This window comes from Paraburkholderia sp. PGU19 (assembly GCF_013426915.1).
GTDB lineage: Bacteria > Pseudomonadota > Gammaproteobacteria > Burkholderiales > Burkholderiaceae > Paraburkholderia.
Genome location: NZ_AP023183.1, coordinates 625609 through 645822, shown reverse-complemented (window position 1 = coordinate 645822; position 20214 = coordinate 625609). Strand labels below are relative to the sequence as shown.

Below are 20214 nucleotides of genomic sequence, written 5' to 3'. Positions count from 1 at the left end.
CCTGGCATGACATGAAGGGGAGGGTGGCAGACACCGCGCCTCAATCCGCGGACACCGTGCATTTCTATCTGGATTCATCACCTGCCTTGTGAACATCGTGAAACATTCCGGTCCTGTCGCGCCGAAGCGGTCGCGCTCCCTCTTGCCTTTCCTCTCCCGGTCGACGCACCGGGTACCCGTTGTCATCGCGGCGTGCAGTGCGATCCTCCTGTGCGCATGTCACCAGCGCGAAGCTGTCGTGCCGGAGGCCAAGCCCGTGGTTGCGCGTGCGGTTCATCCGGATGGGCGCATCGAAGGCACTGCGTTGCCTGCCCAGGTGCAGGCCCGCTACTCCACACCTTTGTCGTTCCGCGTGGGAGGGAAAGTCATCGAGCGGCGCGTGCGCATCGGCGATACCGTCAAGGCGGGGCAGACCATTGCACTGCTGGACCCAACCGATCTTCAGAACAACCTTGTCAATGCCCGCGCACAGCTTGACGCCGCTGAACATCGCCTTGTTTTCGCGAAGCAGCAGCTCGATCGCGATGAGGCGCAGTCGCGCGCGAACCTGATTGCGGCTGCCCAACTGGAGCAGACGCAGGACGCCTTTGCGACTGCGCTTGCGCAGCGCAATTCCGCGCTCGCCCAGATGGCACTCGCCTCGGATCACCTGCGCTATGCGACGCTCACGGCTGACCATGACGGCGTGATCACGTCGGAAGACGCCGACACCGGCCAGAACGTGCAGGCCACGCAGGCGGTCTACCACCTGGACTGGACGGGCGACGTCGATATCGTCTGCGATGCGCCTGAGCGCGCGCTGAATTCGCTGACGGTCGGCAGCAAGGCGCGCGTTACCTTGCCCGCATTGCCGGGCAAGACTTTTGAAGCGCACGTACGCGAGGTGTCACCTGCGGCCGACAAGGAGAGCCGCACGTGGCGGGTCAGGCTGACGCTGGGAGCACCGAGTCCCGAGGTCCGTCTTGGTATGACGGCCAACGTCGCGTTCGATGTCGCAGCCGCTGTTTCAGGCGAGGGCGCCGCCGGTGCGGCATTTACAGTACCCGTGACAGCGCTCTTTCATCGGGGCGAAAAGCCTGCCGTGTGGGTGGTTCGAAACGGTAGCGACACCCTCGAGTTGCGCCCGGTCACGATCCAGCGATACGACGAGCGCTCGGTGTCTCTCGGTGCCGGCCTGCATGATGGCGACCGCGTCGTCCTGCAAGGCGTGCATGCCGTGAGTTCAGGGCAACATGTGCAGGTGGTACCTCCGCTGCATTCAGAGGATTCCCCCACATGAGCGCGCGCGACCATGAAAACGCGTGCGACAGCGCGCCTCTGGATGATTCCGATAAGGCAGCCGCTGGCGGAACCGGTTTCAATCTCTCTGCCTGGGCACTGCGGCATCAGCAGCTCGTGATCTTTCTGATCGGGCTGGCTACGCTCTTTGGCGTCATTGGCTATACGCAGCTGGCGCAGTCGGAAGATCCGCCGTTCACTTTCCGGACGATGGTCATCAAGACGTACTGGCCGGGCGCAACCGCCCGCGAAGTGCAGGAGCAGATCACGGACCGGCTTGGCCGCCAGTTGCAGGCAGCACCCTATATCGACAACATCAAGAGCTACTCGCGCCCCGGCGAGTCGATGATTTTCTTCGCAATGAAGGACTCGGCACCCGTCAGGGAGGTGCCCGAGACCTGGTACCAGGTTCGCAAGAAGGTGGGCGACATCAGGGCGACGCTGCCGAAGGGGACGGTCGGACCGTTTTTCAATGACGAATTCGGTGACGTCTATACCAACATCTACGCGCTCGAAGGCGACGGCTATACGCCCGCGCAACTGCACGACTATGCGGACAAGCTGCGTACGGTTCTGCTGCGCGTACCTGGTGTTGCAAAGGTCGACTACTTTGGTGATCCGGATCAGCACGTCTTCGTCGAGATATCGAATGCGGAACTGACACGGCTCTCCATTACGCCGCAGCAACTCGCCCAGGCCATCGATGCACAGAACACCGTGGCGCCCGTCGGTACCATCACGACGGCGGACGACCGCGTGTTCGTGCGGCCAAGCGGCGCGTTCAGGGACGAACAGGCACTCGCGGACATGCTGATCACCGTCAACAGGCGTACGTTCCGCCTCGGCGACATCGCGACGATCAAGCGCGGCTATGACGACCCGCCCGTCACGCAGATGCGTGTCGGGGGCCAGGCGGTGCTCGGTATCGGCGTAACGATGCAAAAGGGCGGTGACGTGATCGATCTCGGCAAGGCGCTCGACGCAAGGACGGCCGAGCTGCAGGCCACGATGCCGGCGGGCCTGAAACTCGCGCCCGTCTCGAGCATGCCGCACGCGGTCAAGCATTCGGTAGACGACTTCGTCGAGGCGGTCGGCGAAGCGGTCGCGATCGTGCTGGTTGTCAGCCTCATTTCGCTCGGCCTGCGCACAGGCATGGTCGTCGTCATCACAATTCCGATCGTGCTGGCCGTGACGGCGTTGTGCATGCATCTGTTTGGCATCGGGCTGGACAAGGTCTCGCTCGGCACGCTCGTGCTCGCGCTGGGGCTGCTCGTCGACGACGCGATCATCGCCGTCGAAATGATGGCCGTGAAGCTTGAGCAGGGCTGGAGCCGCATGCGCGCGGCGGCCTTTGCGTACACGAGCACGGCATTTCCGATGCTGACGGGCACGCTCGTTACGGTCTCGGGCTTCCTGCCTATCGCGCTTGCCAAATCCAGCACGGGTGAGTACACGCGCTCAATCTTCGAAGTCTCGGCGATCTCGCTCGTCGTCTCATGGTTCGCAGCCGTCGTGCTGGTGCCGTTGCTGGGGTTTTACCTGCTGCCGGAGCGCAAGGCCCACTGGCGCGACGGCGCTCATGACGAACATGACGAACATGACGTCTATAACACCGGTTTCTACCGGCGACTGTCGGGCTGGGTAGCGTCATGTATCGACCGGCGTTGGGTCGTGCTCGGCGTCACCGCCGTGCTCTTCGTCATTGCGATGGGGGCGTTCACGCGGGTGCCGCAGCAATTCTTTCCGAACTCCGAGCGGCCGGAACTGCTCGTCGACCTGAGGCTGCCGGAAGGTGCTTCGTTTGAGGCGACTTTACGTGAATCAAAGCGCCTCGAGAAAGTTCTCGATGGTAAGCCCGGGATCGATCACTTCGTCGACTTCGTCGGCACGGGCGCGCCGCGCTTCTATCTCCCGCTCGACCAGCAGCTTCAGCAACCCAATTTCGCGCAGTTCGTGATCACGGCCACAGACGTGGAGACCCGCGAGGAACTGATGCACTGGCTCGACGCGAAACTGGAGAAGGACTTTTCTGGCGTGCGCACACGCGTCGCGCGACTTGAAAACGGCCCGCCCGTCGGCTTCCCGATCAAGTTTCGCGTGAGCGGCGATGATATCGCGACCGTGCGGTCGATCGCGGAGACGGTCGCCGACAAGACCCGCGCCGACTCACGCACGCGCAACGTCCAGTTCGACTGGGACGAGCCGGCCGAACGGTCAATCTCGTTCGAGATCGATCAGAACAGGGCGCGCCAGCTTGGTGTCACATCGGAGGACGTGTCCAGTTTCCTCGCGATGACGCTTTCCGGTTACACGGTCACCCAGTACCGCGAGCGCGACAAGCTGATTAACGTCGATCTGCGTGCGCCGAAGAGCGAGCGCGTCGATCCCGCGAAGCTCACCAGCCTGGCGATTCCGACACCCAATGGGCCAGTTCCGCTCGGCTCGCTCGGACATGTGCGCGATACGCTTGAGTACGGCGTGATCTGGGAGCGCGATCGCCAGCCGACCATCACCGTACAGGCCGACGTGCGTGGTGACGCGCAGGGCATCGACGTGACGCACGACATCGAGCACGCGCTTGCCGCTGAGCGAGCCAGGCTGCCCGTTGGTTACCGGATCGACGTGGGCGGCGCCGTGGAAGAGAGCGTCAAAGGCCAGACTTCAATCAACGCGGAAATGCCGCTGATGATCATCGCGGTGCTGACGCTGCTGATGATCCAGCTCAAGAACTTCGCGCGCACGTTTATCGTCGTGCTGACGGCGCCGCTGGGGCTGATTGGCGTGGTGACTGCGCTGCTGCTGTTCGGCAAACCGTTTGGGTTCGTCGCCCTGCTGGGCGTGATCGCGATGTTCGGCATCATCATGCGCAACTCCGTGATTCTGGTGGACCAGATCGACCAGGACATCGCTGCGGGGCACGCGCGCTTCGACGCCATTATCGGCGCGACGGTACGGCGCTTCAGGCCGATCATGTTGACGGCCGCCGCCGCCGTGCTCGCACTGATTCCGCTACTTCGCTCGGGCTTCTTCGGGCCCATGGCGACCGCACTGATGGGCGGCATCACCATCGCGACAGTACTGACGGTGTTCTTCCTGCCAGCGCTTTACGCGACCTGCTTCAGGGTCCGCCGCGACGAGCGCGGCGCGCCCCTGGTCGTCGTCGAGCATACGGAGGTTTGATCATGAGTTTTACGTACAAGACATCCGTGATGGCCGCGGCTGCGTCGCTCGCTTTGACCGCGTGCTCGTTTGGGCCCAGCGGGGAGCCGCCAGCGATGCCGTCGCCTGGGCATTACGGTGCCCAGGCGCAACCGTCGAAGACGGTGGCCGCGGGTGGTGTGGTGCAGACATTTGATGTCGGCGCGACTCCCGTCACCCAATGGTGGCGACTGTACCGCTCCGACGCGCTGGATGCCCTCGTCGATGAAGGCTTGCGCAACAGCCCGACGCTCGCGGCGACGCAGCGCACCCTTGCGGCGGCACAAGAGGAACTGCGTGCGCAGATCGGCGCATCGACGCTGCCGTCCATCGACGGCGCCGTGCAGGTCGAGCGCGCGCGTTCACCCGTCGTGCCCGGACTCGGCCCTGAGCAGGTGCAATATAACTTCTTTGCCGGGCAACTGCTGGCGCATTACACGTTCGACCTGTTCGGCCAGACGCGGTATATGAATTCGGCGAGCGCGGCCCGTGTGAACGTGCAGGCGTTTGAACTGGAGGCGTCGCGACGTGCGCTTGCCGCGAACATCGCCGGTACCGCGATCAATGTGGCGGCGCTCGACCGGCAGATCGCGCTCTCCGAACGTCTCGTTGCGGTGTCCAGCGATGCTGCAAACGAGGATCAGCAGCGCTACGCGCTGGGCTCGGTCTCGCGCGCGCAGGCGCTCGCGTCGAAACAGGACGCGGCTGCCATCGCGGCGACGTTGCCGGCGCTGCGTCAGCAACGCGCGTCTGCGGTCCATGCGCTAGCGGTGCTGATGGGCCGCACGCCGGACAACGCACCGGGCGTGCCGGACCTCGACAGCCTCTCGCTGCCCGAGCACGTGCCCGTTGCCGTGCCGTCGGACCTGCTGCGCTCGCGCCCCGACATCCAGGCAGCCGACGCCGCCGTCAAGGCCGCAGCCGCCGACGTGGGCGCCGCCACGGCGCAACTCTTTCCGAGCCTGTCGCTCACAGGCTCGATGGGCCGTGGCGGCTTTAGCTGGCCGGCGGTGCTCTCTGGCGCAGGCGGACTGTGGGCTATCGGCGCGGGGTTGTCGCAGCCGATCTTCCATGGCGGTGCGCTGTTCGCGCAGCGCCGCGCGTCGATCGATGCCTACGACGCCGCCGTGCTGCACTACAGGTCGACGGTGCTCTCTGCATTCCAGGATGTCGCAAATTCGCTCGCTGCGCTGGATAACGATGCGCAGACGCTCGCTTCGACGGAAGTGGCCGCGGACGCGGCGCGCGCGGCATTCGACGATACGGCGTCGCGGCACCGCATGGGCTCGCTACCTTCGGCGGCAACGCACGCCAGCGAGTCCCGGTATCTCAATGCGCAGATCGGCGCGGTGCGTGCAGCGAGCCAGCGCATGAGCGACACAGCGGCACTGTTCCAGGCGATGGGGGAACTGCCCGCAGATCAGAAGGCCGCGTCAACTTCAATGTCAACTTCAACGCAATAACCGGCCGTTTTTGAAAGTGGCGATGGCGATCTGGCCGGATCCGATCGCCATCGCCATTCAGCCCGAACCAGACGACAGGCGTTTGGAACGCACATCGACAGACGCACCGCTGCGGAAACGCGTAATGCGGTCTTTGGGCCCGTGTGAATGGCGCCCGGATTTTCGCTTTATCCCGTATGGAATATCAGAAACTGATTGCCTGCCACGAATGCGATCTGCTGCTTCGCAAGCCTTCGAATGTCAGAGGGCGCCGCGCTGCCTGTTCACGCTGCGGTGCGAGCCTGACAGCGCTGCCTGGTTCCGGCCTGCCGCTTGACTGGATCTGCGCCGTCACGCTCGCCGCGCTTATCACTTTCTGCATAACGCAGACTTTCCCCGTGATCGAAATGCGCGCGAACGGCATGATGTCCGAGGCGACGCTGTTCGCCGCCGTTCGCTCCTTATGGTCGGGCAACATGCGCGTCGTTGCGGCCATGGTGTTCTGCTCATCGATCCTTTTTCCGCTGATTGAACTGCTCGCATTGTTATATCTGCTGGTGCCGCTTCGCCTGGGCAAACTGCCGCCGCGTTTCAATTCAATGTTGCGCCTCATACAGGTTGTGCGGCCGTGGGGCATGGTCGAGGTGTTCATGCTCGGTGTGCTGGTGACGATCGTGAAGATGGTGAGCATGGCAGAGGTGATCCCGGGGCCGGGACTGTTCGCATTGGGTGCGCTCACCGTCATGCTGGGGGTTGTCACGTCGTTTGACCCATGCGGGCTGTGGGCTGTCCGCGACGAGATCAGGTCTCCTCGAATGGCCGGCGTTCGCTGGTCGAGATTGAGTACGGGCAGTGGGCACTTTACACGGCCATTGCGAGCGCGCAAAGCCGGTTCATCGCCTGTTATCACGGCACAACGCGCCGGGCTTGTCGGCTGTCATGCGTGTGGACTCGTTCAGACCCGTATCGAACGTCAGATGCACCAGCGCTGCTCGCGATGCCGACACATGCTGCACGAACGCCGGCCGGACAGCCTGACGCGAACGGTCAGTCTGCTTCTTGCCGCTGCGCTTGCCTATATTCCGGCGAACCTGCTGCCCATCATGCACGCCTCCACGCTGGGCCGCTCGGAAGACGACACGATCCTTGGGGGCGTCGCGTACTTCTGGACGTCGGGAGACTGGCCGCTTGCCGTCGTCGTCTTTGTCGCCAGTGTTCTCGTGCCGATGCTCAAGCTGGTGGTGCTCACGCTTCTCACGGTAGCCGCTCGCCGCGGTTCCGGGTGGCGGCCTCGGGAAAGGGCGGGTCTGTACCGGATAGTCGAGCGTATTGGCCGATGGTCGATGCTTGATGTCTTCGTCGTCGCGCTGACGGTCACACTGGTGCACTTTGGCTCCTTTGCCGTCATCACTGCGGGCCCAGCCGCGCTCGCATTTGGAGCGGTGGTGGTTCTCACCATGCTCGCGTCGCACCAGTTCGATCCGCGTCTCATCTGGGACAACGCGGGACCGCGTATCCGCCCCCAACGATGAACGATGAAGCGCTGGCCGCTTCCTTCGCCACAACACACCGGAAATCCTGAAAACAGAATTCTGAACAATGCATCTATCCAATCTTTCCAGTCCTGAACTCAAGCCGCGCAAACGTTGGCTGCCATCCCTGATCTGGCTGGTGCCGCTCATCTCCGCATTGATCGGGGTGGCGCTTGTGGCCAGATCCGTTGCCGAAAAGGGACCGGTGGTCACTGTCACTTTCAACAATGCGGAAGGCATGGAGGCAGGCAAGACAAAGGTCAAATACAAGGACGTCGAGATCGGCTCGGTGCAGGCCGTCAAGCTGTCGAGCGATTTGCGGCGCGTGATCGTAAGCCTGCAGTTGAGCAAGGACGCCGCGAAATTTGCGACGCAAGGCGCGCGGTTCTGGGTGGTGCGCCCGCGCGTGGGTGCCAACGGTATCTCCGGCCTCGGTACGTTGCTCTCGGGTGCCTACATCGGCGTGGATATTGGGCGTTCGACCGAAAGGCAAACGGCGTTTCTGGGCCTTGAGAATCCGCCCATTGTCACGACGGGGCAGCCGGGGCATCAGTACACGCTGCGAGGCGAATCGCTGGGCTCGATCGATATCGGCGCCCCTATCTTCTATCATCGCATCCAGGTGGGTCAGGTGGTTGGCTACTCGCTCGATCCGCACGGTGCGGGTGTTGTCGTCAATGTTTTCGTCAATGCACCGTTCGACGGATACGTCGCCAGCAATACCCGGTGGTGGCATGCCAGCGGCGTCGATCTGCGTCTCGATTCCAACGGTCTGAAGCTCAATACGCAATCACTTGCGACCGTTGTCGTCGGAGGGCTGGCGTTCCAGTCTCCGGCGGGGCAGGACTCCGGACAGCCGGCAGCTGACAAAGCGGTGTTTCGACTTGCAGCGGACGAGTCGGACGCCATGCGCGAGCCCGACGGCCCGTCGCTTAATGTGATCATGCGATTCAACCAGTCTTTGCGTGGACTGTCTGTCGGCGCGCCCGTCGACCTTCGCGGGATCGCGCTCGGGCAGGTGACCGACATCGGTATCGAGTACAACGAAAAACAGAAGGGCTTCAGCATGAAGGTGTCGATGGCGCTTTATCCAGACCGGCTCAGCCGGCGCTCCAGCGAGGCGCTACCCGCGCCGGACACGCCTGGTGGGCACGAGCTGCTGCAGCACCTGGTGACGGAAGGGCTGCGCGGGCAATTGCGGACGGGCAACCTGCTGACGGGCCAGTTGTATGTTGCGCTCGACATGTTCCCGAAAGCGCCCCGGGCGAGCGTCGATGTGCACCGCAACCCGATCGAACTGCCGACCGTGCCGAACACGCTCGACGAACTTCAGGTGCAGGTAGCAGACATCGCGAGGAAACTGAACCAGGTGCCGTTCGACCGGATAGGCGCCAACCTGAATGGCGCGCTTGAAAACGCCAACCGGCTGTTCGGGCATATGGACACCGAGGTCGTACCGCAAGCCCGCGACACGCTCGCTGCCGCACAAAAGACCTTCAGCACTGCGGAATCGACGCTGCGCCAGACCGCGCCGATGCAGTCGGACGTTCAGGACGCCATGCAGCAACTGACGCGTACCCTGCAGTCTCTGAATATGCTCGCCGATTACCTGGAGCGTCATCCCCAGGCGTTGCTGTTCGGCAAGAAAGGAGACAGGCCATGATGCTGAGGCAATCCCGTTCATGGCGCACTGTAGTGCGGACCGTGACCGTCATGGGTCTGGCCGTCCTGACGGCGTGCGCTTCGCCGCCGACGCGCTTTTACACGCTCGGCACCGATGCACTGCCGACGATTACGGGCAGCACTGCGAGTCCGTCATATCGTATCGACGTGCGTCCGGTGAAGGTGCCGGCCGCTGTCGCAAGAAGCGAGCTTGTGGTACAGACTAATGCGGCTCAGGTGCAGGTATTGGAGGACGATCGGTGGGCGTCGTCTCTACCGGACGAAATTCGCTATGCGCTGATTGCTGGCGTGAGCCAACAGGCCGGCGCGCCCGGCGCGAAGACGGTCGCCCGTGGTGAGGACGTTCCTGTATATCAGGTTGGCGTCGATGTTCAGCGCTTTGAATCCTGGCCCGGTTCACATGTGCTGATTGACGTTGTATGGAATGTACGCACGTCGGCGGACGTCGAGACATTGACTTGCCACAGCGTAGTGAGCGAGCCCGTGTCTGACGGATATCAGGCGATCGTAGGCGGCCATCGCCGCGCGATAAGCGTAGTCGCTGCACAGATAGCGAAAGTCGTACGCGCCTTCGCCGCGAGCGCGCCAGATAGTCCATCGAGTCCCACTCGGGCCTCGGGCAAACCGGGGAAGAGGACGTTGTCCTGCCCGCGTGCGACAGACGGTGCCCAAACAGCCGCTGACAGGGCGGTTCCGCGCCTTGAGGAATGAGTCCGGTTGCCCGTCCCCAGTCGGCGCGGGCCTCCGCCGCTCGCTCGATAGGCAAACAGGCCCATTTGTATCGACAGGAATGAACAGAGCTTCCAACAGCAAAATGGCGTCCCTTTTTACCGCGGTACGAGCCGCGGATGTCAGCGATGGGGCCGCCCATTTGCGCAAGCAGGTCGATGATCTCTGTATTTTGCTCTTCGACCGGTGGTGCGAGCGGCGCGAGATCACACCGTTGCTCTATCTGCTACATGCCTGGCCGCTTCTGCCGTCGACACCGCATCCGGTTCGGCTCGTATGTTCAGCGCTCCGCGATCTTTCGAGGTTCCACCGCGAAGTGCTGGACAACGAGGACCAGGAATTGATCGCAAGCATTCTTGCGCTGGGGGGCGATTGAGCAAGGCGGGCACGGGTCAAATGGCCCGCGTGGCGATACTGTCCCGACGCCTTCCGATGACAATCAGTCCCCACGCCTGGCAGGCGGCCGCCACGAAGGAACGCGGTAGTCACATCGTCGGTCCGGCCTGGGCGTGATCACAACAGTTGCTCGTTTCGCGATCCTCAATTTTCCTCGACGGCTTCCTCGACGACGGGCAGTGGCCGCGCCGCAATCTTTTCCGCCTCAGCGCGCTTTAGCCCAAGCGTTTGCAGCAACATCGCTGCTGTGCGCTCCGGGAAGTGCTCGCCACTGAAGCCGAGTTCTTTCAGCACGCCCGCTGCGCTCGCGCCTGGCGCGACGAAGTTCAGTTCCGCGGCGATCGCACAGAGGACCGTGCCACCCACTGCGAGAAATCCGATAAACGGGTCGGCAACGACGAACCGTTTCACGGCAATGCCGTTGCCGATATCGCGCAGCAGCCGCTGGCCCAGCCCGCGGCTCATCGCGCGCGCAGAAAACCCTTCACGTATCAGAAAACGCCCCCACACCGGGTCGTGCCGCGCACGCAGGACAGTGTGGCGCACGGAGACGGCGACCACCTCTGCGGGGTCGGTAATGCCGCCCGCAAGGCGATCGAGCATGTTCGCGAATTCCTCAAACACGTTATCGACGAGCGTCGCGTAGATCGCTTCTTTCGATTCGAAGTGGTTGTAGAACGAGCCAAAGCCTACGTCGGCGGCCTCGGTGATTTCGTTGATCGCCACGCCCTCCATGCCCTTTTCCGCCATCAGCCTAAGGGCGGCGTCGAGCAGACGGGCCCGCGTCTCGCGCTTGCGGCGCGCACCGCGGGGCTCCCGCTCTTCGACAACGGGAGCCGGGGCGGCGGGCGCCGCACGCGTGGAACGTTTGATGGTCCGGCGATCTGTCGTGTTTGTCATGGTGAATCCTGGTCTGGTCATTTCCACAGTATAGATTCGAACGTCTATATTGACAAAACGATCAGCGATGAGTTTAATGTCATCAACGGCACCGAGGGCCGGTCTAACTAAAACACATGGAGTGACTGTGGAGACAGCAACCAGAAATGGTGCCGGGCCGACCGGCCGGCATCACCCTATTTGTCCGCCCATTCGGGTATCAGGACCCGCGATCCCTATCGCGTCGGCGTATGAGCCGGCGGGGAAGGCAGCGAGCACTCACCGCATCACGTGGTGTGACGTGAGAGGCTGCTGGCGCGTCCGCGCAAATACCCAAGGTCTTCGCAGTGCCGTCGGGAACCCTGTTGCGCGAGAGCATCGTCTGCCGCTGGTTCATCGTGCCAGCGTGCCAGCGCTCGAAGCAGCATCGGCCATCGCATTCGTCTGATTACCTTCCGCCATGAAACTGACTACTGCACAACCGGCCCGTCACCCCCATCCCACGGCGAAAGCGACCGCCCTGGGCTATCTGATATTTGACCGGCCAGACCTCGAGCAAGCCGAACATTTTCTCAATGACTTTGGACTCGAAACCGTATCAAGAAGCGAGGTGCTGCTGCTTCTTCGCGGTACGGGCGCCTCGCATTTTTGTTATGTCGTGCGCAAGGCGTCGAAAGCGCGGTTTGTCGGGTTTGGCTTGCAGGTCGCCAGCAGGGAAGAACTCGATGCACTCGCGAAGCTGCCTGGCGCGTCGGAGGTCGAACGGTCGGTGCTAACGGGCGGCGGCTACGTGGTGCGACTGACGGACCCTTCCGGTTTTCGTGTCGATGCGATCTGGGGCCAGGCACCCGCATCAGCCTTGCCGCACCGACTGCCGTTGTCGTTCAATTCCGTCGACGCAACCGTCCGCATCAACGGTACGCAGCGACCCCCAGAGGGCGCGCCAGAGATCGTCCGGCTGGGGCACGTCGTGCTCGAACTTGCCGACTATCAGGAAACCTGTGCGTGGTATACGCGCCATTTCGGGTTTATCCCGAGTGACGTGCAGGTGCTTCCAGACGGCTCGCCGGTTGTCGCGTTCATGCGTCTCGATCTCGGCGACAGACCGGCAGATCATCACACGCTTGCGCTTGCACAGGGTTTTGTCGCGACGTACAGCCACAGCGCCTACGAACTCGTTGACGCGGACGCAGTTGGGATGGGCCAGCGTGTGCTTCGCGACAAGGGATGGACCCACGCGTGGGGCATTGGCCGACATATCCTGGGTAGCCAGATCTTCGACTACTGGCAGGACCCGTGGGGCGACAAGCACGAACACTACTGCGACGGCGATCTGTTCACGTCCGACGAGCCGACGGGCATCCATGCCGTGAGCCGTGAGGCGATGGCCCAGTGGGGGCCGACAATGCCGCGCAGCTTCACGAAGCCCAGGTTCACTCCCGCGAGCCTTGTCGCGCTTTTCAAGAACCTGCGCCGCAGCCCGGACCTGACGCTCAGCAAGCTGCGCACGCTGGCGAAGCTTTTCGCCTGAACCATCCCTATCCTTAGAAGCCGGAGATTGACAAATGGCAGTTCACGTTCTGCATTACCTGCACCAGGGCCGCGAGCAGTGGGGCGTAGTAGCCGATAACGCTATCACGCGGATTCCGGGCGAGTTCGGGTCAACCGCTGAGTTCATCGAGGCCAATCCGGTCGAACGGCTGCTTGTGCTGGATGGACCGAGGATTCCCGAGCGTGAAGTGCGGTGGTTGTCGCCCGTGACCGCCAATCAGCAGTTCATCTGTCAGGGCGCGAATTATCGCCAGCATATGATCGAATCCGGCATGGACCCCGATGTGAAGAAGTTCAACATGATCTTCACCAAGGCAACGAGCTGCATCGTTCCGGCCGACTCGACCGTTGTGAAACCGAACGAAGTGCGGTTTCTTGACTATGAAATTGAACTCGGTCTTGTGCTCAAACGCGACGTTACATCGCGCGAAATGGTCATCGACGAGAACCTGCACGACTACATCGCGGGTGCCGTCATCGTGAACGACTATTCCGCGCGCGACATCCAGATTCCGCAGATGCAGTTCTACAAGGGCAAGAGCTATCGCACGTTTGGCCCGGTGGGCCCCTATCTTTGCCTGCTTGAGAAAGAGGACATTCCGAAGTTGAAGGAGCTCGTGCTGACGCTGACGGTGAACGGCACCGTCCGTCAGAACGACTCCACTGCGGGACTTGTCTACGGGCCGGCCGAGACCCTGACGGAGCTTTCCCGCATACAGGACCTGCGCGCCGGGGACCTGCTCGCGACCGGAACACCCTCCGGCTGTGCGCTGAGCATTCCGTCACCCGAAAAGCAACGCGCCGCGGCGCAGTTGCCTGAAGCGGAAAAATGGCGGCTATTCCTGCAGTTGCAGGCGGAAAGGCCGCAGTACCTTCAGGTGGGGGACGTCGTGGAGGCGTTTATCACGAGCTATGACCGCTCGATCAATCTGGGCGTGCAACGTAACGTCGTCGTGGAAGAGGCCGCATGAAAGCCGTCGCATGCATGGACGATGTTCTTGCCATCGAAAGGCAGGGACTGGCGGCGGATCTGCCGACGAGCACTTACGAGATGATCTGCCGGGGCGCGGCGATTGATCCATCGGCACCGGCGCTCTCGTTCTTTGCAACGGCCAACGACTACCGGAACGCAGAGCGCTGGACATACAGCGAGCTCGTGCACGATATTAGGCGGACCGCGAACATGTTTGCGCGACTGGGCGTGCAACACGACTCGGTCATCGCATACGTACTGCCCAACCTCCCGAGACGCATTTCGTGATCTGGGGCGGTGAAGCGGCCGGAATTGTCTGCGCGATCAATCCGCTACTTGAAGCGGAAGCCATTGGCGAACTGCTCAACGCGTCAGGAGTCAGTGTGCTGGTCACACTGGCGCCGTTTGCTGGGACTGACCTTTGGCAAAAAGTGCGAGCGGTGTTGCATACGGTTCCCACCCTGAAGGATCTGGTGCTCGTCAATCTGGCTGACCGTATGCCGGGCGAAGAGCGGATTGCGGCCGGGATGCTTCAACGTTTGCGAAGCGCGGTTCCTTCCCAGATCCACATCCACGACTTCAACAGCGCCATCGCAGGTGAATCTGGCGCGGCGCTCGGCAGCACGCGTCGGATAGGCATCGATGATGTATCGTCCTGTTTCTGCACGGGCGGCACCACGGGCCTCCCAAAGATTGCGATGCGGCGGCACGGCAACGAGGTGGCCAATGCATGGAACGCGGGCCAGTTCTTCGGCGACAGCATCGGGCCGGGGAAAACGATGTTTTGCGGATTGCCGCTTTTTCACGTCAATGCCGTGATGGTAACGGGTCTGTTGGCATTCTCACGTGGTGCGCATGTCGTGCTAGGCACACCGCAAGGATATCGGGGCGAAGGCGTGGTAAAGCGCTTCTGGGAAATTGTCGCGCATTACCGCGTCAACTTCTTCAGCGGTGTGCCGACGCTCTACGGGTCACTGCTGGACGTTCCGGTTGGCGGGCATGATATCAGCTCGCTCGAGTATGGCCTGTGCGGCGCCGCGCCGATGCCGGTCGAACTGCTTCGCACGTTCCAGGAACGTACAGAAGTAAGGATTCTTGAAGGCTACGGCCTCACGGAAGGCACCTGTGTTAGCAGTGTTAATCCGCCACTTGGCGAACGCCGGGTCGGTTCGATTGGTCTTCGTTTGCCCGGTCAGGCAATGAAAGCAGTGGTGCTCGATGAAACCGGCAGGTATGTACGGGATTGCGTTGCAGATGAGGTCGGGCAACTGGTAATCTCCGGCCCAAACGTGTTTGCCGGCTACGCTCAGCCGGAGCAGAACAGCGGCATCTGGCTGGAAGCCGGTGACGGCGGGCGCTGGCTGGATACGGGCGACCTGGGACGCTGCGATGCCGACGGTTACTTCTGGCTCACCGGCCGTAAGAAGGAGCTGATTATCCGGGGTGGACACAATATCGACCCTGCGGCAATCGAAGAGGCACTGCATCGCCATCCGGCGGTCCAGATCGCCGCAGCGGTAGGGCGCCCCGATATACACGCGGGCGAACTGCCGGTCGCCTATGTTCAGCTAAAACCCGGCATAACGTTATCCGAATCAGAACTGGCGGAGTTCCTGCATGACGAGATCAGGGAGCGTGCGGCGTTTCCCAAGGGGATACGAATCGTCGACGCGATGCCCCTGACGGGCGTCGGCAAGATTTTCAAGCCGGCGCTCAGACGGCGCGAAACGGAAGACGCCGTGCGGACGGCACTCGCGGCGGCCGGTGTCGAGGGCGCAACCGTTAGCATCAACGAAGACGGCTCGCGCGGTATTTCACTGAAAGTCGAACTTCAGGACGCACAGCTCGAATCATTGGCCGCATCCGCGCTTGGGCGCTTTCCGTTCGCGTTTTCAGTCGCTGTCGCGGACAGTTCGAAGAGCAACGTCGGCAGCATCTCAGCGTCGAAAAAGTATAGCGCGCCAGGGTGACATGAGCCATGGCAAAGATCCGGGGTGTTTAGTCATGCGCACGCGTCCCCGGCTCACGCCCGGCTTTTTTATGTCATCGGTTTGAGGCTGGGGATTATGGTTGGGGAACGAGATGGGTATTGCATCAGAAAGGTCTTTGCGGTCGCTTGTTGAAAAATGGCTTGCTCCAACTTCGGAGACGCCAGTGAGGGTTACCCGTTTTGGCCGTGTGCGGTCGAATCAGGGGACTGCTGTGCACATCGAGCTAGTTTTGCCGAAAGGGCCGGTCGGGCTGTTTTTCTTCCGGCACAGCGATGGTTCGTGGTGCGTGTACCCGCCTGAGGCTGAACGCGTGGCGATGCGCGTTCACTAACGTGCCGGGCGATCGGGAAACACCTCACAACTGTACGAAAGGCAAAGGGACGTGTAACTCGACGTTCTCGGTTCAGGGCACGAAGCTGCACGGAGGATAGAAAGCATTGGGTGGACGGTGAAAGTTCACATCCATACATTAAGTATTACTACATAAATAGTCTGACAGATCGTGGGATACGGTCGGAACATATGAAGGCCGAACTCAGGATCCGGGCAATACCGGATCGTTACAGCTGTGTACACGATAACAAATGCTCAGCCAACGAGACAGGAGAAGACACTTGAGGAATTACGGGAGAAAGGTTCACGCGGTCCGGCTGGCGGTTTGTCTCGGCTCGGCCGCGCTTGCTGATAACGCAAATTCTCAGACGGCTGGAAGCTTTACCCTGGCGACAGGGTGGCTTCACGTCGCGCCGCAGAGTAGTGCAACCCCGCTCACCGTTGAAAGCGTTGGTGGAATGACGGTGAATCAGCAGATACCCGGTACAGGGGCGCACGCGACGTCCACGGATACGATGGGAATTACCACGGAGTATTACGTCACGGACAACATCGGCGTTGCCACACTCATCGGACTTCCCCTGACAGTGAATCTGGTTGGTGATGGCACGCTCGGGAAATACGGCACCCTCGGGACGACGAGACCGATGCCGCCCGCTATTGTCCTTCGATACCACCTGTTTGAGGCCCAGTCGAAATTCCGTCCTTTTGTCGGCATCGGCGTGAACTACACGTGGTTCACCCAGGTCCGCACGACCAATAGCCAGTTTGTCACCGACAATCTTGGTCCCGGCGGGTCGGCGCACGCGTCACTGAGCTCATCCTGGAATCCGGTGTTCGAGATCGGGGTGAATTACGCAATCACAAAACACTGGTCCGTCGGAACGGCTGTCGGTTACGTTCCGCTAAAGACTCACCTTACCCTGGACGGGACGACGGCAAATGGAACGCACATCGTTTCCCGATCGACGATCCGGATCAATCCCATCAACGTTTTTGTGAACGTCGCCTATACCTTTTAGCACTTCAACTAGCGGTCTCCGGCACCTGACCATAGCGGCTGACGTGCAACCAATCGAGAGGTTTCAATGCACAGCAAAGAGGTCGAGAGCGTCCTTTTGGGCGACGCTGATCACCCGCTCTCCGAGATAGCCATGCGTTGCCCCCGTGCGTTCGACCGCGCGGGCGTAATGGTCAATCATAGTTTTATGCCATCGTTTTGCAGCGATGCTTCATCTTGGGTGGAACAATGAAAAGACAAGTCCTTAGAACCATCCTGTTCGCGTTGCCCAAAGCGCTCGACCTGACGGCCCGTCGCTTTCCCGCGTATCGCGATCGTCTGAAGGAGCGCGATCTCATTGCGTGGATCGGGCTCATGGATGAAAGCATCAGCCGCCTCGTCCAGATCGAAAACGGTCGCATTCGCTCGCTCGCCGACAGGCATCGGAAACCCGACGTGCGCATGCTCTTCAAGGATGTCGCCACCGCCCTGAAATTCCTTTCTCCCAGTCCAGACCACGCCGAGATCATCCATGCGGCGAAAAATTTTAAGGTGGTTACCGAAGGCGACGATGAGCTGCTGGTCTGGTTCATGCAAACGCTAAGCATGATGCAAACCGTCGGCCTGCCGATGGGCACGCCCATGCGGGACGGCGCGCGTCGTTATACGACCTGCACGAACGGCGGGCCTCTGTTCGTCTACGTGAAGGACGGTCGCATCGTTCGTGTGACCCCTGTCGATCTGGACAGCAAGGACGCGCCGAGCTGGGAAATCGAGGCGCGCGGGCGCCGTTTCAGCCCGCCGCGGCGCGGCCTCGTCGCGCCACACGCGCTGTCGATCAAGTCGCTTGTCTACTCGGACAAGCGCATCCTTCACCCCATGAAGCGGGTCGATTTCGATCCTGACGGGGAACGCAATCCGCAGAACCGCGGCAAGTCCGGCTATGTACCGATCAGCTGGGGCGAGGCGTTGGACATCGTCGCGAAAGAAATCAACCGGCAAAAGCGTGTTCACGGTCCCGGTTCCATTACATTTCCAATGTCGTCGCACCACCAGTGGGGCAATATCGGCTACTACCTCAGCGCGCTGACGCGCTTTGCCAACCTCATCGGCTTTACGCGGGTGGCCGCGAATCCGGACAGCTGGGAAGGATGGTACTGGGGCGCCATGCACCACTTTGGCAACTCGATGCGCGTTGGCGTGCCGTCCGGCTATGGCGGTATCGAGGACTGCCTGAAAGAAGCAGACTTGATCGTTTTCTGGTCCTGCGATCCGGAAAGCACTAACGGCGCCTATGCGGGCTTTGAGGGGACGCCGCGGCGCCTGTGGGCGAGGGAACTGGGCATCGAGTTCGTCCATATCGATCCGCACTGCAATCCGACGGCGCAGCTACTGGGCGGCCGCTGGGTTCCGATACGGCCGCAGACCGATGCGGCACTTGCCACGGCCATCATGTATGTGTGGGTAACGGAGGGTCTGTATGACAAGGAATACGTTACTAGCCGCACGACCGGGTTTGAAGAGTGGCAGGCCTATCTGACGGGCAAAACGGATGGCGTGCCCAAGACTCCCGAATGGCAGGAACTGGAAACGGGCGTGCCCGCCAAAGACGTTCGAGCGCTCGCCCGTCTGTGGGGGAAAAAGAAGGTCTATCTCGCCGTTGGGATGACGGGCGCGGGATTCGGTGGGGCGGGGCGCGGTGCGACTGGAGCGCAATGGGCTCGTTGCATGATCATGATGATGGCGATGCAGGGCTGGGGTAAGCCGGGCATTAATTTCGGCTGTCTCGAGATCGGTGTTCCGCACGATCTGCATTTTTACTTTCCCGGCTACGCGGACGGTGGCGTGTCGGGCGAGCTCGCGTGGACCGCGAATGCGGTGAACAACTATCAGCGCATGCCGCACATCCTGACCATGAATCCCGTCAAGCAGATGGTCCCGCGGCAGCAGTTACCGGATGCGATCATCAATGGTCATGCGACGGGTTACCTCTGGGACGGCATGTCGCAGGAAGCCCAGTTCGCGCCGTTCAGCTACCCGATGCCGGGTTATTCGCCGATCCACATGATCTATCGCTACGGAGGGTCTTCCTTCAGCACGGTGACCAAATCCGGCCGCTGGGCGGACGCGTACCGCCACGCGAGCATCGAATTCGTGGTCAACCAGTCGATCTGGATGGAGGGAGAGGCGCAGTTCGCCGACATCATCCTGCCGGCGTGCACGTCGCTGGAGCGTTGGGACATTGGCGAGTGGTCCAACTCGGGCGGTTACGCACACCATGGCTACAGCACCGTCAATCATCGCATGGTGACGCTGCAGCATAAATGCATCGAGCCTTTGGGCGAATCCCGCTCCGATTACGACATCTTCACGGCAATTCTGACCCGTCTCGGCCTGGGCGGCGTGTTCACAGAGGGATGCGGCGAACTCGACTGGGTCAAGCGGGTGTTCGACTCGTCCGATCTGCCGGACCATATTTCGTGGCGCCAGTTCTGCCGCAAAGGCTATTTTGTCGTGCCGCCCGAAAAGCCGGAATTGCGCCACCCGGTGGACATGCGCTGGTTCGCGGAAGGCCGGCGCAAGGACTTGCAGGAACCCCATCCTCTGCCGTCACAGTACGCCGAAAAATTTGGTATGGGCCTGCAGACGCCAAGCGGCAAGCTCGAGTTCGTGCCGGAATTGCTGAAACGGCACACTGCGGATAACCCGGAGCGACCTGCGCTGAACCGGTATATCCCGTCCTGGGAAGGGCTGCGCTCGGACCTGGCTCAGCGCTATCCGCTGCAACTGATCGCGACTCACAGCCGCTACAGCTTCCATACCCACTGCGATGGCAAGAACTCGTCGGTCAACAGCGTCGAAGATCATCGCGCGTTGATTGGGGGGCATCGCTTCTGGCTGCTGCGGCTCGGGCCCGCCGACGCGACGGCCCGGGGCATTGCCCATCGCGATCTCGTCAAGGTCTACAACGACCGGGGCGCCGTCATCTGTGCGGCTGACGTGTCGCCCCTGGTCACTGCAGGTGTGGTCAAGTCATACGAGGCGAGCGCCGAATTCCAGCTTATCGAAGTAGACGGTGAGCGTGTCGAAATCGGCGGTTGCATGAACATGCTGACGCCTGACCGGCCTCAAACCGCGGGCACGAGCAGCATGAGTCCGAATTCATGCCTCGTGCAGGTTGAAAAGTGGAAAGGCGCGGATACGTTCCTGTTCGGTCGCGCAGCGTAAG

Annotated in this window: 13 protein-coding genes and 1 pseudogene; 12 read left to right on the top strand and 2 right to left on the bottom strand. The window is 61.7% G+C overall.

The window, feature by feature from the left end; genetic code table 11:
- The first annotated feature begins 142 nt into the window (after window positions 1-142).
- The 7 genes from H1204_RS49970 (at window position 143) to H1204_RS49940 (ending at window position 10238) form a co-directional block, all read left to right on the top strand.
- A complete protein-coding gene (locus H1204_RS49970; protein ID WP_180736997.1) occupies window positions 143-1279 on the top strand; it encodes an efflux RND transporter periplasmic adaptor subunit in 1137 nt (378 codons plus the stop codon).
- Window positions 1276-4458, top strand: coding sequence for an efflux RND transporter permease subunit (locus H1204_RS49965; protein ID WP_180736525.1), 3183 nt, complete (start codon window positions 1276-1278; stop codon window positions 4456-4458). Before H1204_RS49970 ends, H1204_RS49965 begins: the two co-directional genes overlap by 4 nt.
- A 2-nt stretch (window positions 4459-4460) precedes the next feature.
- Complete coding sequence (locus tag H1204_RS49960; RefSeq protein WP_180736524.1) at window positions 4461-5939, top strand: efflux transporter outer membrane subunit; 1479 nt, start codon at window positions 4461-4463, stop codon at window positions 5937-5939.
- Between the two features lie 176 nt (window positions 5940-6115).
- Window positions 6116-7450: a PqiA/YebS family transporter subunit gene (locus H1204_RS49955; RefSeq protein ID WP_180736523.1), complete on the top strand. Its 1335-nt coding sequence runs from the start codon at window positions 6116-6118 to the stop codon at window positions 7448-7450.
- Between the two features lie 67 nt (window positions 7451-7517).
- Window positions 7518-9113: an MlaD family protein gene (locus H1204_RS49950; protein ID WP_180736522.1), complete on the top strand. Its 1596-nt coding sequence runs from the start codon at window positions 7518-7520 to the stop codon at window positions 9111-9113.
- Window positions 9110-9844 carry a PqiC family protein gene (locus H1204_RS49945; RefSeq protein WP_180736521.1) on the top strand — a complete coding sequence of 245 codons (735 nt, stop codon included), beginning with the start codon at window positions 9110-9112 and terminating at the stop codon, window positions 9842-9844. Before H1204_RS49950 ends, H1204_RS49945 begins: the two co-directional genes overlap by 4 nt.
- 79 nt (window positions 9845-9923) lie before the next feature.
- Window positions 9924-10238, top strand: a complete 315-nt coding sequence (locus H1204_RS49940) for a hypothetical protein (RefSeq protein WP_180736520.1) — start codon at window positions 9924-9926, stop codon at window positions 10236-10238.
- 164 nt (window positions 10239-10402) lie between these two features.
- Here the strand turns inward: H1204_RS49940 and H1204_RS49935 are convergent, their stop codons facing one another.
- Window positions 10403-11158 carry a TetR/AcrR family transcriptional regulator gene (locus tag H1204_RS49935; RefSeq protein ID WP_180736519.1) on the bottom strand — a complete coding sequence of 252 codons (756 nt, stop codon included), beginning with the start codon at window positions 11156-11158 and terminating at the stop codon, window positions 10403-10405.
- 439 nt (window positions 11159-11597) lie between these two features.
- Here H1204_RS49935 and H1204_RS49930 point away from each other — a divergent pair, with 439 nt between their 5' ends.
- The 4 genes and pseudogenes from H1204_RS49930 to H1204_RS49915 all read left to right on the top strand — a co-directional run bounded on the left by H1204_RS49930 (window position 11598) and on the right by H1204_RS49915 (window position 17007).
- Window positions 11598-12668 (top strand): VOC family protein, encoded by a 1071-nt coding sequence (locus tag H1204_RS49930; RefSeq protein WP_180736518.1) that lies wholly within the window; start codon window positions 11598-11600, stop codon window positions 12666-12668.
- Window positions 12669-12702: 34 nt separating this feature from the next.
- Window positions 12703-13659 carry a fumarylacetoacetate hydrolase family protein gene (locus H1204_RS49925; RefSeq protein WP_180736517.1) on the top strand — a complete coding sequence of 319 codons (957 nt, stop codon included), beginning with the start codon at window positions 12703-12705 and terminating at the stop codon, window positions 13657-13659.
- Window positions 13656-15631, top strand: a pseudogene (locus H1204_RS49920) (acyl-CoA synthetase). The gene H1204_RS49925 and the pseudogene H1204_RS49920 overlap by 4 nt, the downstream one beginning before the upstream one ends.
- A gap of 635 nt (window positions 15632-16266) precedes the next feature.
- Window positions 16267-17007 (top strand): OmpW family outer membrane protein, encoded by a 741-nt coding sequence (locus H1204_RS49915; protein ID WP_243469160.1) that lies wholly within the window; start codon window positions 16267-16269, stop codon window positions 17005-17007.
- Window positions 17008-17183: 176 nt separating this feature from the next.
- Here H1204_RS49915 and H1204_RS52525 read toward each other — a convergent pair whose 3' ends face one another.
- Window positions 17184-17429 (bottom strand): hypothetical protein, encoded by a 246-nt coding sequence (locus H1204_RS52525; protein ID WP_243469159.1) that lies wholly within the window; start codon window positions 17427-17429, stop codon window positions 17184-17186.
- Here H1204_RS52525 and H1204_RS49910 point away from each other — a divergent pair.
- On the top strand, window positions 17325-20213 hold the full coding sequence (locus tag H1204_RS49910; protein ID WP_346015831.1) for a molybdopterin-dependent oxidoreductase: 2889 nt from the start codon (window positions 17325-17327) through the stop codon (window positions 20211-20213). The genes H1204_RS52525 and H1204_RS49910 overlap by 105 nt on opposite strands.
- Window position 20214: the final 1 nt, after the last annotated feature.